Source organism: Mycobacterium colombiense (assembly GCF_001953985.1).
Classification (GTDB): Bacteria; Actinomycetota; Actinomycetes; order Mycobacteriales; family Mycobacteriaceae; genus Mycobacterium; species Mycobacterium colombiense_B.
On sequence record NZ_MBEI01000053.1, the window covers coordinates 50,087 to 64,767 of the forward strand.

Annotated in this window: 12 protein-coding genes; all 12 read right to left on the reverse strand. The window is 67.9% G+C overall.

Features of this window, described 5'->3' with window-relative positions:
* Window positions 1-26 precede the first annotated feature (26 nt).
* Window positions 27-3,302, reverse strand: coding sequence for an arabinosyltransferase domain-containing protein (locus tag A5732_RS14575; RefSeq protein WP_076055683.1), 3,276 nt, complete (start codon window positions 3,300-3,302; stop codon window positions 27-29).
* 6 nt (window positions 3,303-3,308) lie between these two features.
* Window positions 3,309-5,330 carry a galactan 5-O-arabinofuranosyltransferase gene (locus tag A5732_RS14580; RefSeq protein ID WP_076102586.1) on the reverse strand — a complete coding sequence of 674 codons (2,022 nt, stop codon included), beginning with the start codon at window positions 5,328-5,330 and terminating at the stop codon, window positions 3,309-3,311.
* Window positions 5,331-5,332: 2 nt separating this feature from the next.
* On the reverse strand, window positions 5,333-6,097 hold the full coding sequence (locus A5732_RS14585) for a decaprenylphospho-beta-D-erythro-pentofuranosid-2-ulose 2-reductase (protein ID WP_076055686.1): 765 nt from the start codon (window positions 6,095-6,097) through the stop codon (window positions 5,333-5,335).
* Window positions 6,098-7,489: an FAD-binding oxidoreductase gene (locus A5732_RS14590; protein ID WP_076102587.1), complete on the reverse strand. Its 1,392-nt coding sequence runs from the start codon at window positions 7,487-7,489 to the stop codon at window positions 6,098-6,100.
* A 32-nt stretch (window positions 7,490-7,521) separates the two neighbouring features.
* On the reverse strand, window positions 7,522-7,956 hold the full coding sequence (locus A5732_RS14595; protein ID WP_064950923.1) for a GtrA family protein: 435 nt from the start codon (window positions 7,954-7,956) through the stop codon (window positions 7,522-7,524).
* A 44-nt stretch (window positions 7,957-8,000) separates the two neighbouring features.
* Window positions 8,001-8,480: a GreA/GreB family elongation factor gene (locus A5732_RS14600; protein WP_076102588.1), complete on the reverse strand. Its 480-nt coding sequence runs from the start codon at window positions 8,478-8,480 to the stop codon at window positions 8,001-8,003.
* A 95-nt stretch (window positions 8,481-8,575) separates the two neighbouring features.
* A complete protein-coding gene (locus tag A5732_RS14605; RefSeq protein WP_076102589.1) occupies window positions 8,576-9,454 on the reverse strand; it encodes a TauD/TfdA dioxygenase family protein in 879 nt (292 codons plus the stop codon).
* A gap of 98 nt (window positions 9,455-9,552) precedes the next feature.
* Window positions 9,553-10,383, reverse strand: a complete 831-nt coding sequence (gene wzm, locus A5732_RS14610) for a galactan export ABC transporter permease subunit Wzm/RfbD (protein WP_076055692.1) — start codon at window positions 10,381-10,383, stop codon at window positions 9,553-9,555.
* Window positions 10,380-11,300 (reverse strand): galactofuranosyltransferase GlfT1, encoded by a 921-nt coding sequence (gene glfT1, locus A5732_RS14615; RefSeq protein WP_076102590.1) that lies wholly within the window; start codon window positions 11,298-11,300, stop codon window positions 10,380-10,382. The genes wzm and glfT1 overlap by 4 nt, the downstream gene beginning before the upstream one ends.
* Entirely contained in the window at window positions 11,293-12,141 is an 849-nt protein-coding gene (gene wzt / locus A5732_RS14620) for a galactan export ABC transporter ATP-binding subunit Wzt/RfbE (protein ID WP_076055695.1), read from the reverse strand. Before wzt ends, glfT1 begins: the two co-directional genes overlap by 8 nt.
* Before the next feature lie 15 nt (window positions 12,142-12,156).
* The gene (locus A5732_RS14625; protein ID WP_249266846.1) at window positions 12,157-12,609 is read right to left on the reverse strand and encodes a bacterial proteasome activator family protein; all 453 of its coding nucleotides are present in this window, start codon (window positions 12,607-12,609) and stop codon (window positions 12,157-12,159) included.
* A gap of 78 nt (window positions 12,610-12,687) precedes the next feature.
* Window positions 12,688-14,661, reverse strand: coding sequence for a DUF6541 family protein (locus tag A5732_RS14630; protein WP_076055698.1), 1,974 nt, complete (start codon window positions 14,659-14,661; stop codon window positions 12,688-12,690).
* Window positions 14,662-14,681 lie beyond the last annotated feature (20 nt).

Consider the following 14,681-nt stretch of genomic DNA (forward strand, 5'->3'; position numbering starts at 1 on the left):
CGGCTTTTCGAGACCCGTTGTGCGCCTTAGTGTCTCAGCGGGGCAGGGCCCCACAGGCCGCTGCGCGTCGCCGTTCCCAGCAGCAGGCGGGCGGGCTCGGCGTCGGGGTAGTAGGGCGACAGCCGTTGCAGCGAGCCCCAGTCGCGAGACCAGTCGTCCTTGAGGTAGGTGGCCATGGTGGTCGCCTTGGCCAACAGCTCGGTGACGCCCAGCGGGCCGCCGCCGTTGTTGTCCATCACCGGCGAGTTGGCCTCGGCGCCGAATCGGTCGGGCAGGATGCGCCATTTCGGGGACTCGTCGACGCCGTTCTGATGGCCGAAGGGTCGCTGGCAGGGGAAGGCCAGCCCGACGAGCCAGTCCAGGAACACCGGGTCGGTGGAGCCCACCACGTCCTGCAGCGTGCGCAGCTGCGGGGTTCTCGGCGCGGTCAGCGCGATCCAGTGCTGCGGGGCCAGGTCTTCGTCGTCGGCGACCAACCGAATCTGGGTGGCGGAACTCGGAATTGCCGACATCGGCAGGCGCAGGTTGCGCCAGGCCGGCGACGCGCCAACGTCCGCGAATTGGAACGAGCCGCCGGGGTGTCCGCCGGCCGCCTGGTCGTCGGTGGCCCACTGCACCTGCACCTCGCGGGGGTCGAAGCGCCCCGCGGCGCTCACCACCAGCAGCGGCCCCGCCTTGTCGCGGGCGGGCAGCCGGTACCAGCCGGACCGCAGGTGCGCGGGCACCTGGATGCCCGAGCGCCAGCTGCCCAGCACCGGGGTGCGCGCGGGGTCGAGGTTGAAGGGCAGCTGGGCCGAAGAACCGTTGATCCCCGGCGCGGGGGTGGTGCCGCCCTCGGTGCCGGCCTGGTTGCTGCCGGTCTTCTCCTCGTCGTTGACGAAGCTGCGGTCACCCGGGCGTTCCATCACCGGGTCGGCGCGCACGTCGGCGGGAATTCCGTTGGGCGTGAAGGCTTCCGACAGACCCGCGCCCAGCGCGTCGGCCACCGACGCGTTCACCGGCGTCAGCATCCCGGCGCTGGGGTCCTGCTCCACCAGCACGTCCTCGGCCAGCCCGCACGACTTCCCGGTCAGAGCCTGCAGGTTGGAGCGACCGACCGACCACGCCGGGTATTGGTCGGTCATCGCCAGGGTCAGCGATGCCACCTCGAACACCACCAGCAGCCAGGTCGCAATTGCCAAGGGGGACTGAACAATTCCGGCCGCGCGGTCGCCCAGGCGGGTCTTGGGCGGCCCGTTGTCCGGGGCGACGAAGTGGAACCACGACGCCAGCAGCAGCACCACGACGGTCAACCCGAGCAGCGCGGTGGCGAAGGCGTAGTGCCAGGCCGGGAACTCATTCGACCACGGCACACCGAAATTCGAGACGTACCACCAGCCGTTGACGCTGGCGAACGATAATGCGACCAAGAACAGCACCACGGCCGCGTACACGGTGCGGTTGCGCCGGGATCGCATCGCCGCGGAGGTCACCGCGACCGCGGCCAGCGCGCCCAGCGGCCCGGCCAGCCCGGCGAACACCCCGAAGTGGTGGGTCCACTTGGTGGGGGTGAACATCATCGCCACGAAGGAGATGATGGTGATCCCGACGATGCGCCGGCTCGGGCCGGTGGCTGTGCCCGGAATCCGCCCCTTGCGCAACGACATTGCCACCGTGATCCCGAGCGCGAGGACCAGGGCCAGCACGGCGAAGCGGCGGGCGACCGACCCGTCGGGGCTGGCCATGAACAACCGCTCGTAGCGGAGGTGTTCGTCGAACCAGCTGAGGCTGGGCCCCACGGCGCGTTTGAGCATGGTGGCCTGGATTTCACCGGTCAGCGTCTGGTCGCGGAAGATCAGGATGACGGTGACGGTGACCGCGGCCAGCAGGGGCGCAACCAGCGGCAGCGCGCCGAACCGTTTGGAGCGGCGGTGCAGGATGGTCCGCAGCGGCCCGATCGCGACCAGCAGTGCGCCGATCGAGGCGATGCCCGTCGGCCCGGAGAACAGGGTCAGCGCGCCGATGATGCAGGCGATCGCCACCGGCAGCAGCCGGCTGGTGGCCACCGCGCGTTCTACCGAGCACCAGGTGAGCAGGATGCCCAGCGCGATGATCGGCTCGGGGCGCAGGCCGTTGTCCAGCGGCAGCCAGACGGCCAGGAACATGCCCGCCGCGGTCCACGCCGCGGCGCGGTTCTGTTTGACGGCGTGGCCCAGCCGCGGCATGACCTCGCGGCTGATCACCCACCAGCACGTCAGCGCCATCACCAGGGTGGGCAGCCGCATCCAGACACTGGTCGTGCTCACGTGCGCCCACAGCGCCAGCAGGTCGTAGTACCAGCCGAACGGCGCCTCGGGCGTGCCCAACCAGCGGTAGTAATTGGCCATGTAGCCGGCGTGCTCGGACACCCGGGCCATGGTCAGGATGTAGCCGTCGTCGGAGGTGTTGGCGCCGACGAAATGCCACCACACCAGCACGCCGATGACCAGGGCATCCAGACCGCCGATCGACCACCAGCGGGCGGGCAGGAAGCGGCGGTGCCGGGTTCCGTCGGCGGTGTCGAGGATGTGCAGCGCGATCAGCGCGGCGGCCGTCAGCACCAGCCCGAGGATCATCGCGGCCATCTTCAACGGGGTGGGGCTGCTGCTGTAGCGGGTGTCGATGGTCGCCGAGAACTTCAGGCCTGACGGCGCCGGGCCGCTCAGATCGGTGAAGACGCCGACGATCTGGGGCCGGAAGTCGTAGCCGCTCTTCTCGCCGCGCAGCGGCGAGCCGGGATGCTCGGCGTTGGGTCCCTGGGTCAGGCCGACGAACTCGGCGGCGACCCGGTCGGCGTGCGCGGTGAAGGTCAGCCGCTGGCAGGCCGGGCTGAGCACCTGGCTCAGCGGGGCGGTCACCACCGGGACGTTGCGCACCACCAGCACCAGGTCGTTGTTGGCGCGCACGATCAGCAGTCCGCGGTCGACGGCCTTCGGCGCCTGCTTGGGCACCGTCGACAGCAAGACCGTCTTGCCGGCGTTGCCCGGTCCGGCCAGTCCGGCGGCGGCCTCGCACGGGACGGTGACGGTCAAATCGGTGGCGACGTAACCGATCAGCGGCGCGTCGACGCTGCCGAAGGTGCCGTTCTGCGGCCAGTTGAGTTGGGCGGTGGTCTGGTCGACTGGAAGCAGCGGGGTGGCGATCGCCAGTAGCACTCCGAGCAGCCCGGCGACGGAAGCGACCAGCCGGGCGATCCGGTGATTCGCTCCTGTGTCGTTCACGGGGCTAGATGCTAGTTCTTCGGGGGTGCGGGGCCCCGTTTGAGGCGCAGTGTCGGTGCTCATCAGCAATTACGTCCCGGGCTTGCGGATGGCCAGCACAAATGGGCCGACGCTTTGGACGACGAAACGCGGACTGTCGAACAGGGCTCCGCGCAGATCGACGGTATACCGCCGCACGTTTGGCTGGTTGGGGTAGACGTCCTCGGCCAGCCGCAGCGTGTAGTTGCCTCCTGCGCCGCGGCGCATCAGGAAAACCGTCGGCGGGGGCCAGGGGCAGGTGTCCAGGGCATGGATCAACTCGTCGGCGGTCTTGAGGTCGGACCACTTGTTGATCTGCGCGGCCCGCAGGTCGAATTGCGCGAGCGGGTTGGCGTAGTGCGAGGTGAGTCCCTGGAATCCCCAGTAGGGGTAGAAGGACAGGAAGCTGTAGTCGGCGGTCATCACGACGGTCTGGCCGCGCGGCTTGCCGGTCACCTGGGTGATGGCGTGATCGATGGTGGCGTAGAACTTCTCGGCGCTGGGCGGCCGGCGGTCGCCGCGCTGCCCGTGACCGTCGGTGTCGGTGTAGGCGATGGTGAGGTCCGGTCGCAGCACGTCGGGAATGTCCTGGCTGAATGCGATCGCGGCGGCCAGGCCGATGGCGCCGGCCACCGGGGTTATGGCGCGGCCCCAGCTGCGGTCGCGGCCCGCGGCTGCCAGCACCTGGGCGAGTTCGAGGAAGCCGAACGCCCCAGCGGCGACCAGCAGCACACTCAGGGTCGGCTGCAGCCGGAACGACAGCAGGGTGGTGCGCGCCAGCGTGGTGAGCATGGACAGCAGCGACCACAGATAGATCGCCAGCACGCCGATGGCCAGTGCACCCGCCCGCACCGACGATCGGGCCCGCAGCACCAGCCACAGGGTGCCGATCAGGCAGACGACGCCCAGCAGCGTGAACTGCAGCATGGGGAAGGTCAACTCGGCGCCGTCGGCCGGCAGGTAGTGCATGGCGCTGCCGGAGTTGCTGATCGGGCTGCGCACCGCTCGCAGCACGAACGGCAACCACGTCGTGCACGCTATCGCCACGGCGATGCCGGCGATGACGGCCAACCGGCGCAGCGGATCGAGGGCGGCTTTGAGGCCACCCGTCTTGCGGTTGCGCCGCCAGCGCACGCCGGCCAGCCAGAGCGCCATCACCCCGACGGTGAACGCGCTGAACCCGAACAGCAGCGTGTACCAGGTGGCCGTCCAGCCCAGAAACAGCCCGGCGGCGATCACCGCGCCCCACCCCGCACGGCCGGGCGCGTCCGGCTCCTCCCGCTCCGCTGCCGCGAGTGTGAAGTTAGTTTCACGCTCGGACTCGACTGTGCAGTTAGTTTCACGCTCGGTGTCGGGTGCGCGGCCAGTCCCACGCTCACCGGCGCGCAGACCCGACCAGGTCAGCACCAGCATCGGCGGCAACAACACGGTGATCATCGCCGAGTAGGGCTCGGGAGAGCCGTAGGCCAGCGTCACCGCGGCCGTCGCGGTGGTGACGATCAGCGCGTATTCGAATCGGATCATCCGCCACCACAGCACCAGCGCGACCGCGACGGCGATGGTGATCGAGGTGATGGCCCACGGCTTGAAGATCTCCCAGGCCGGCGATCCGCCCAGCGCGGCGGCGCGCCCGCCGATCCAGAACCAGCCCGGCGGGTAGTACGGCGGCAGCCCGAGATAGGTCATGTCGCGCAGGGCGGGGCTGTCCGCCAGGCGGGTCAGGTATTCGGTGCGGAACTGTTGGTCGACGGAGATGCCGAACAGGTACAGCTTGGTCGCCCCCAGCGGCATGCCCAGCGTCACGACGGTGAACGCGGAGACGAAGACCAGCCCGGCCAGTTGGGTCAGCAGCCGGGCGTGGGGGCGCGCGCAGCGCCGCCACACCCAGCCGACGGCGACCAGCCCGGCCAGGCAGCCGACCTGCCCGACGGTGGTCAGGGCGTGCAGCTGATTGGAGGACGGGAACGCCGGCCACTGCACGCGAGAGATGGCGACCAGCGAGACCACCGCGACGACAACCGCGACCAGCACCGCCAGAGCCATCTGGCCGAGGGTGGCCAGCGCGTTCCGCATGCTCAGATGGGAAGCTTGCGGAAGATGGGACGCGGGACGTGTCGCAACACCATCATCACATAACGGAATGCTGCTGGTGCCCAAACCAATTCCTTACCTTTGGCGGCCGCAGTCACTGCGAGGTTGGCGACGTACTCCTTGTCGACGGTTAGCGGCGCTTCCTTGACGTGCGCGCTCATCCGGGTACGCACCTGGCCGGGCCGGATCACCAGGACGCGAACCCCGTACTCGCGCAACGCTTCCCCGAGCCCCAAGTAAAAGCCGTCCAGTCCCGCCTTGGTGGAGCCGTAGACGAAGTTGGACCGCCGCACCCGCTCGCCGGCCGCCGAGCTCATCGCGATGATCTGGCCGAAGCCCTGGGCGCGCATCTTCTCACCCAGCAGCACTCCCACCGAAACCGCTGCGGTGTAATTGATTTCGACGGCCTGCACCGCCTTGTGCTGGTTCTGCCACAGCTCCTCGGCGTCCCCCAGGATGCCGAAGGCGACGATGGCCACGTCGACGTCGCCGTTGGCGAAGGCCGCATCGATCATCTTCGGGTGGGTGTCGGGGTCGGTGGCTTCGAAGTCGATCAGCTCGACCGAGCGCGCGCCGGCGGCCTGCATCTGCGCCACCGCCGCGTCGCGGCCGGGGTCGCTGGGCATGGCGGCCAACACAATCCGCGCGTGCGCGTTCTGCAGGTAGCGTTCGCAGATGGCCAGACCGATCTCGGAGGTACCGCCGAGCAGCAGGATGGTCTGCGGATTGCCTACGGCATCGAGCACCATTTAAAGCAGCTCCAAACGTCGGGCCATGTCGGAGGCGAACACCCCGGTCGGATCCACCTTGCGTCGCACGGCGATCCACTCGTCGATGCGCGGGTACATGGCGTGGAAGGTTTCGGCGCTCACGCGGGAATCCTTGGCGGTGTATACCCTTCCGCCGAATTCGAGCACGCGCCTGTCGAGTTCGTTGAGGAACTCGTTGATCCCCGGCTTGTTGGGGAAGTCCATGGCGACGTTCCAGCCCGCCATCGGGAAGCTCAGCGGTGCGCGGTTGCCCGGCCCGAAAAGCTTGAACACGTTCAGCGCCGAGTAATGGCCGGTGGTCTGGATCCAGCGGATGATGGCCTTGAACTCGTTCATCGCGTCCGGCGGAACCAGGAACTGGTGTTGCGCGAAACCCCTTGGGCCGTAAGCGTTATTCCAGCCACTTACCAGGTCGAGCATGTGATAGAACTGCGACAGGTTCTGAACCTTGCCGCTGTAGGTCCCGCCCAGCCGGTAGTACACCTCGCCGATCGCCATGAACGACAGCTTGTTCATCGCGCTGACCGGGAACACGTTCGGCACCGTCAACAGCTGCGGCGCATCGAATTTCAGCGGGTTCTTGGCGAGCTTCTTGGGCAGCTGGTCGAGCTTCGCCAGGCTGCCCCGGCTGACCGAGGCCCGGCCCAGCTTCGGCGGCGGACTGATCAGGTCGAACCACGCGCTGGAGTAGGTGTAGTTGGCCTCGCTGCCGTCGAGGTGAACGGCGACCGTTTCATCGAGGTCGTGGGTGGCGACACCGTCGGCGATGAAGTACGCCGTCTCCGTCGGCGTCATGGCGATGGTGGCGCGCAGCACGATCCCGGTCAGGCCGTTGCCGCCGACGGTCGCCCAGAACAGCTCGGCGTCGTCCCCGTCGGGGGTGATGGTGCGGACGGTGCCGTCGGCCATGAGCAGGTCCATCGACCGGACGTGGTTACCGAAGCTGCCCGCGCTGTGGTGGTTCTTGCCGTGGATGTCGCAGGCGATCGCGCCGCCCACGGTGACCTGGCGGGTTCCCGGCAGCACCGGCACCCACAGCCCGAACGGCAGCGCCGCCTTCATCAACTGGTCCAGGCTGACGCCGGCGTCGACGTCGACCAGCCGGGTGTCGGCGCTGATCGAGTGGATGCGGTTGAGCCCGGTCATGTCGATCACCAGGCCGCCGCCGTTTTGGGCGTTGTCGCCGTAGGACCGGCCCAGCCCGCGGGCGATCACGCCCCGGCCCTTGGGATGGTCCGAGTCGGCCACCCGGGCCACCGCCTTGGCGATCACCTCGGGATCGCGGGTAGAGAGCACCTGGGCCACCGACGGTGCGGTGCGCCCGAAGCCCATCAGCTGGGTGGGCTTGGTCAGGGGATCGGTGCTCGACATCGTCAAAGAGGGTACCGCTTGCGGAGGGCGGCTCAGCGGATGCGGAAGATTACGGCCCGCTGCACGACGAAGTTGATCACCGTCGCGGTGCCCTGCGCGATGACGAACGCGACGAGCGGCGCCCAGCCGCGGTAGTGCAGAAGCGCCAGGCACACGTGGTTGAGCCCGACCTGCACGGCGAACGTGATGGCGTAGAGGACCATGACCGCGACGAACCGGGCGGTGCTGGGAGACGCCTGGAAGGTCCAGCGGCGGTTGATCAGGTAGGCCGTGATGGTGCCGACGATGAAGCTGGTGGCCTTGGACAGGTCGACCTGGACGCCCAGGACCTTCCACAGCAGCAGGTAGAGCCCGAAGTCCACGATCCCCGCCAGGCCGCCGGTGACGACGAATCGGGTGACCTGCGTCGTCAGGCTCAGGTGCGGGCGCACGTCTTCAGACGCGGAATCGGGCAGCGGGGCAACCATCGAGGGGGAGTCTAACGGGGCCGGCGGGCGCTCCCCGGCAAACGTTAGTGGGGCAGCTTGACCGAGATCAGCTCGACCTGGTTCTCGCCCTGCGGCGTCGAGTAGGTCACCGTGTCGCCGGCTTTGCGCCCGGCCAGGGCCTGGGCCAGGGGGCTGCGCGCGGTCAGCGTCTCGGCCTCCCGGCCGACGGGTGTCTCCTCGACGATGGAGATCACGTGCATCGTGACGACTTCACCGTCGGCGAACCGCAGCGTCACCTCGGTGCCGCCGGGCAGCGTCTCCGCCGCATCGGCGTCCGACGGCCCGGTCCGCAGGCGCCGGTCCAATTCGTTGATCCGGTCGGTGAGCACCACCAGTTCCTCGGCGCGCTGAATCGCCTCGGCCGCGTCACCGTGGTCGCCCACCATGCCGCGGTCGTTCTTGACCTCGGCCTCGAGCCGCTCACGCCGTTGCCGCAACCGGTCCAGCTCCGCCCCGAGGTTGTTCCGGGCGGCGTCCGCTGCCGATGGGACCTTTTTGCTCACGTCGGTGGACCTTTCGCCCGGATGCGCAGATGGCGTTTCAGTGTGACACCACGACGACGCACCCGCCACCATCTTGGGCCGCATAGAGTGGCATGTCACCGGCGCATGGGCGCCTGCATCGCGTCGAGCCCGTCCCCGGCCGTCGCGGCAATAGTGCTCCGCACCATGTGGCGCGGCTCTCGCGCCGGCCACGGCCGGCCCCGGTGCATGATCGCGCGGTTGTCCCACATCACCACGTCGCCTTGGCGCCACGAGTGCAGATAGCTCGCCCCGGGGGCGGTCGCCGCCTGGGTCAGCTCGGCCAGCAGCTCCTGCGCCGCCGTCCGCTCCATGCCCTCGATCGCGAAGGTGTGCGAGGCCATGTACAGCGCCTTGCGGCCATTGACCGGGTTCTTCCACACCAGACGCCAACATTGCGGCGGCAGCGCCGCCCGCTCGGCCGGGCCGACGAGGTTGGGCGCGATCTTGGCGCGCGAAAAGGCGTATTCGTGCCAGGCGAAGGAATTCTCCAACCGCCGTTGCAGCGCCGGATCGAGGCGCTCGAACGCAAGCCGGGTGGAGACGTACTCGGTCTCGCCGCCCCGTGCCGGAACGATGCGCGACGACAGCACCGAAGCGAGCGCCGGCAGCCGCTTGAACGAACTGTCGGTGTGCCACAGCTGGTTCGCCTTGTTTTCGAGGGCGAGCCGGTGATCCTCCGGCACCACGTTGCCCTCCTCGTCGAGCGTCTTGAGGACGACGAGGTTGCTGCCGGCGCCCACCGACCCCGCCTTGGTGACCTCGAGCGGGCCGAACCGGCGCGAAAAGGCGAGTTGTGCTTCGTCGGTGACCTCCTGGTCGCGAAAGACCAGAACCGAATGCTCCTCGAACGCCGTGCGCACCGCCGCGTATACGGCGTCGGCCGCGGCCACCTCGTGGATGGTCACTCCGCGCAGTTCCGCGGCGAAGCCCGGGCCCAGCGGCACGATGTCCATCCCGCGCCCTCCGTCGTTCGTCTGAGCACGACTGTCCACCCAAAACGGGTCCCCGGCAACCAAGCCGACGCGGGGGCCTTGAGTAATCGCCCGCCGGGCTATACCCAGTAGGGCACCCGGGCGCGGTACTGGCGCATCGCGAAGGCGGCCAGGATCCAGCCGACGGCCGTCAGGACGAGCACCACGGCCCAGTGCCGCAATTCCTGATGCGACCCGAGCAGTGGGGCGCGAACGATATCGAGATAGTGCAGCAGCGGGTTGAGTTCGACGATCTTCGACCACCGTCCGGCGCCCTGTTGGCGCAGGGTGTCGTCGTTCCAGATGATCGGCGTCATGAAGAACAGCAACTGCACGATCGAGAACAACAACGGGCCGATGTCGCGATAGCGGGTCGCCAGGATGCCGAAACACAGTGACACCCAGATGCAGTTGAGCACGATCAGCGCCAGCGCCGGGAGCACCGAAAGATCGGCCCACGACCACGGTTTGGGGAAGATCATCGCGATCACGACGTAGATGACGATGTTGTGCGCGAACAGGATCATCTGCCGCCACACCAGCCGGTACACGTGCACGCTCAGCGGCGTCGGCAGTTGCTTGATCAGTCCCTCGTTGGCGACGAAGACGTCGGCGCCCTCCAGGATGGCGGCGTTGATCAGGTTCCAGATGATCAGCCCCAGCGTCACATACGGCAGATGCAGCGACAGCTCGAGATGAAACAGCTTGGAGTACAGGCCGCCCATCGCGACGGCGGTGGTTCCGGTCGCGATGGTGATCCAGAACGGCCCCAGCACCGAGCGGCGGTAGCGCTGCTTGATGTCCTGCCAGCCCAGGTGCAGCCAGAGCTCGTGTCGGCGGAAGCCGTCGACGAGGTCGCCCCAGGCGCGGGTGAAGGTCCGCGACTGTGCCGCCGCGTCGAGGAACGTCATCGGGGGCCTCTCGCATCGTACTTGCCGAACTGTTCGCGACGTCCCAAGCGCCGCAACCGGATCCACTCCAGCAGGCCGCGCGGGTCGCGCCGGGTCACCAGGAAGAACCAGCCGAACCGCACCCACTCCTGCACCAGCAGCTTGCGCAGGCCGGGCTGCGACAGCAGGTAGCCGCGGTTGCGGTAGGTGTAGAACCGCTTGGTGTGGTTGTCGGGATACTGGGTGTGCATGCGGCCACCCAGGATCGGGCGGAATTCATCGGATCCGCAGGGGTGCAAGTAGATCGTGTCCAGGCACGTCCCGAACGGCAGGCCGGAGCGAACCAGCCGGCGGTGCATCTCCACCTCGTCGCCGCGGATGAACAGCCGCAGATCCGGGACGCCGACCGCGTCCAGGGTGGCGGCCCGGAACAGGGCGCCGTTGAACAGCGACGCGATCCCGGGCAGTAGGTCTTGGCCCGCCTCGGTGCGCAATTCGCTTGCGCGCCTGCGCCATACCAGGCCGCGCCGCAGCGGGAACGCCAGCCGCTGCGGGTCGTCCATATTGCAGACCATCGGCGACACCTCGGCCAGGCCGTGCTTCTCGGCGCAGGCCAGCAGGGTGGCCAGCACGTTCGAGTCCTGCGGGCGTCCGTCGTCGTCGGCCAGCCACACCCAATCGGCGCCCTGCGCCAGCGCGTGCAACATGCCCAGCGCGAAACCTCCTGCGCCGCCGAGGTTTCGGTGCGATCCCAGGTAGGTGGTCGGGATCGGTTGGCCGGCGACAAGTTCGCGGATCCGGCCGTCGCCGGAGAAATCATTGTCCACCACGATCAGGTGATCGGGCAGCCGGGTCTGCGTGCTCAGCACATCCAGCGACTTGGCCAGCTCGTCGGGGCGCCGGTGGGTGACCACGACGGCGACGACGGTCTCACTCATCCCCGGATGCTCTTTGGGCCAGGGGTGTCTCGACCCGCCTCGCTTGCTGGTCCTCTTCCAGCACCTCGCGGACGGTCCGGGCCGCGTCCTCCCCTTCATAGGCGCGCACCACGTCCTCGATGCCGCCGGCCATGCGGATGACGCCGTGGTCGATCCACATCGCCGTCTTGCACAACCGAGCCAGGAATTCGTTGGAATGGCTGGCGAACACCAGGATTCCGGAGCGCTCCACCAGACTCTGCAACCGCGACTGCGCCTTCTTCAAAAAGTCGGCGTCCACCGCGCCGATGCCCTCGTCGAGCAGCAGGATCTCGGGGTCGATGCTGGTGACCACGCCCATCGCCAGCCGCACCCGCATACCGGTCGAATAGGTGCGCAGCGGCATCGACAGATAGTCGCCCAGCTCGGTGAACTCGGCGATCTCATCGACCTTGGACAGCATCTGCTTTCGCGTCTGGCCCAGGAACAGGCCGCGAATGATGATGTTCTCGTAGCCGGAGATCTCGGGGTCCATGCCAACGCCGAGATCGAAGACCGGCGCCACCCGGCCGGTGACCGTCGCCCAACCCCGAGTGGGTTCGTAGATGCCCGAAAGTAGGCGCAGCAGAGTCGATTTGCCCGCCCCGTTGTGGCCGACCAGTCCGACCCGGTCGCCAAGCTCGAGGGACATGGTGATGTCGCGCAACGCTTCGACCACCACCACGTTGGAGCTGTTGCGGCCGATGGTGCCGCCGGCCTTGCCCAGGAAGGCTTTCTTCAACGAGCGCGACTTGGCGTCGAAGATGGGAAACTCCACCCACGCGTTGTGCGTCTCGATGTGAGGACCAGAATCCGGCGCCATTGATGCTGCGTCTGCTTACAGGTACTGACCGTGCCCGGGCGCGCCGCCCGGCTTACCGATGCCCGGGGGAAGCGCGCCCTGGCGCATCTTTTCCAGCTGCGCGCGGGCGGCCATCTGCTGGGCGAACAGCGCGGTCTGGATGCCGTGGAACAGCCCCTCCAGCCAGCCGACCAACTGCGCTTGGGCGATGCGCAATTCGGCGTCGGACGGGGCCGCGTCCTCGTTGAAGGGCAGGGTGAGGCGGTCCAGCTCCTCACGCAGTTCCGGCGCCAGGCCCTCTTCCAGTTCCCGGATGCTCGTCGCGTGGATCTCGCGCAGCCGATTGCGGCTGGCCTCGTCCAGGGGTGCGGCGCGCACCTCCTCGAGCAGCTGCTTGATCATGGTGCCGATGCGCATCACCTTCGCCGGCTGCTCAACCAGGTCGGTCAGGGAACGCTCGTCGGCGTCCTCGTCGGAGAGCGCCATCATCCGCGGGTCGACGCCGCCGATGATCTCGACGTCGTCGTCATCGTTGCGGGTACTCAATCCTTCACCATCCTCTGTGGGCTATGAGTGTGGCGTCGTGCCGTTTCCGCGCCATTCATAAATCCGGGCACCGCCGTTGTCGTAGATCAATGCCCACGACTTCGACTTATCCAGTGACACTAGTCCTTCGGGTACGGCGAACCCTCGGACAGTCGGCGCGCTGGTGTAGATGTACCGAATATTGAGCGCTTTAATCGCCTCGAGCACCCGCGGATCGGAATCGCCTTTGCGGGCCGAGGTCCAGAAGATGTATCGGTAGTAGCCCGGGCCGGTTTGCTGCGGGAAGTCGTAGTGCGTCCACAGCGGATGCAGGTCGGCGACCGCGTACATCCACGCGGTGCCGTCGACGTTGGAGTCGCCGATCAGGGTGTTGTGCGCGCCGGGAAGTTTCGCCAGGTAGGCCATGGCCATCAGGTCGCGCTGGTCGACCATCACCGAGTCGTATTTGTCGCCGAATAACACCAGGTGCCGATAGAGGTAGTGGCGCCCGGTGAGCACCGTGGCCACCACCAGCAGCGCCGCAGTCGCCCCGATCCAGACGGGGGCGGGGAACGGTCTGAATCGCCCGGTGACCCGTTTGGCGCCGGCCACGACGCCCACGACGATCGCGAACAGTGCGACGCCGGCCATCGGCTCCAACAGCAGGGTGATCGCGGCCGAGATCCGGCGCGGATCTTTGTAGAAGAACTCGCCGAACATTCCGGCCACCGCACCGATCGGACCGCCCAGCGGGTTTCCGGCGTCGACGTCCACGACCACCAACACCAGCCACAAGGCGAGTGGCCACCAGATCTTCTTGACCAGAAAAATGACCCCACCGATGGCGGTCACCGCGATCAGCCCGTACTGCACTGGAAAGTCATTGAGGTGCCGGGAGTGCTGGAAGACGGTGTCGAAAAGTCCCCGCTTCTTGCTGAGGTGGGTAAGAAAAGAGTGCCCGGCAATGATGTCTTCCTGCCCCTGGACGCTGATGAACTGGGGCAGCAGGATCAATCCGGACAACGTCGCGACGCAGGCGAGAACCAGAAAATCGGCCAGCCTGCCGCGCACCGGGTGCCACACCGCATCGATGAGCCACCAGGCCACCAGGAACAACAGCACGATCACCCCGCCGGTGATGTGCACGGACATGACGCCCACCCACGCCAGCACCGCTGTCGGGATGCGGTCGCGGTGCCGCAGCGTGGAGGCTATCAAGACGAACGCCGGGACCGCGACGCCGTAGGCCGCCAGGTTGGGCATCGCGGCGACGCCGAACTCGACGTAGGGGAGCGCGGTGAACGACGCCGACAACGCAGCCGCGGTGGCTGCGGCCCCGGCGCAGCGCCACTCCGTGGTGTGCGGGCGCAGCAGATGCCAGGTGAGCATCGCCGCGCTGGTGGGAAACAGCCAGACTGCCGCGGCGACCGAACTCAGCGTGTAACCGGTGGTGGGCGCCGCCCCCGTCAGCTGGCAGAACACGGCGGTCACGGCATGGAACACCGACGGGTAGTACAGCGTCTTGTGGGTCTCGACGTTGCGCAGCTCGCCCATGTGCGTGGACGACGCCTGGCCGGTGTCCAGGATGAACCGCACCTCGTTGGCGTGCCACACGGCGTCCCAGGTGCTCGGGATGGTCTGCCAGTGGGCGGCCAGGCCACGGTAGGCGGCCCACATGATGAGCAGCGCACCCAGCAGCACGCCCAACCCCACTGTGATGGCGGGCCAGCGGCTGACCGAGCGGGCTTCGGCATCGCGGTCGCGGTAGCGGGCGAGCAGTAGTTGCAGCACGATCATCAGCACGCACACCACGGCCAGCGCCGCCAGCGCCGTCCAGCCGTTCCACGGAATTCCGATGGCACCAAACGGAATAATGGCCAGCGCGACCACGCCGTAGGTCAGCGCCGGGCCGACCGCGACAGCCACCGGCCACGACAACTGACTGATACGTGCGATGATCGCCCCGGGCGCTATCAGCAAAAACAATGCAATGAGCGTTCCGAACCAGAGCCCCACTCGACTAGTATGGCTGGCCG

What these genes read in the sequence shown, in the direction of transcription:
- A5732_RS14575 (WP_076055683.1), bottom strand. Translation starts at nt 3,302, where the DNA reads ATGAGCACCGACACTGCGCCTCAAACGGGGCCCCGCACCCCCGAAGAA.
- A5732_RS14580 (WP_076102586.1), bottom strand. Translation starts at nt 5,330, where the DNA reads ATGCGGAACGCGCTGGCCACCCTCGGCCAGATGGCTCTGGCGGTGCTG.
- A5732_RS14585 (WP_076055686.1), bottom strand. Translation starts at nt 6,097, where the DNA reads ATGGTGCTCGATGCCGTAGGCAATCCGCAGACCATCCTGCTGCTCGGC.
- A5732_RS14590 (WP_076102587.1), bottom strand. Translation starts at nt 7,489, where the DNA reads ATGTCGAGCACCGATCCCCTGACCAAGCCCACCCAGCTGATGGGCTTC.
- A5732_RS14595 (WP_064950923.1), bottom strand. Translation starts at nt 7,956, where the DNA reads ATGGTTGCCCCGCTGCCCGATTCCGCGTCTGAAGACGTGCGCCCGCAC.
- A5732_RS14605 (WP_076102589.1), bottom strand. Translation starts at nt 9,454, where the DNA reads ATGGACATCGTGCCGCTGGGCCCGGGCTTCGCCGCGGAACTGCGCGGA.
- wzm (WP_076055692.1), bottom strand. Translation starts at nt 10,383, where the DNA reads ATGACGTTCCTCGACGCGGCGGCACAGTCGCGGACCTTCACCCGCGCC.
- glfT1 (WP_076102590.1), bottom strand. Translation starts at nt 11,300, where the DNA reads ATGAGTGAGACCGTCGTCGCCGTCGTGGTCACCCACCGGCGCCCCGAC.
- wzt (WP_076055695.1), bottom strand. Translation starts at nt 12,141, where the DNA reads ATGGCGCCGGATTCTGGTCCTCACATCGAGACGCACAACGCGTGGGTG.
- A5732_RS14625 (WP_249266846.1), bottom strand. Translation starts at nt 12,609, where the DNA reads ATGATGGCGCTCTCCGACGAGGACGCCGACGAGCGTTCCCTGACCGAC.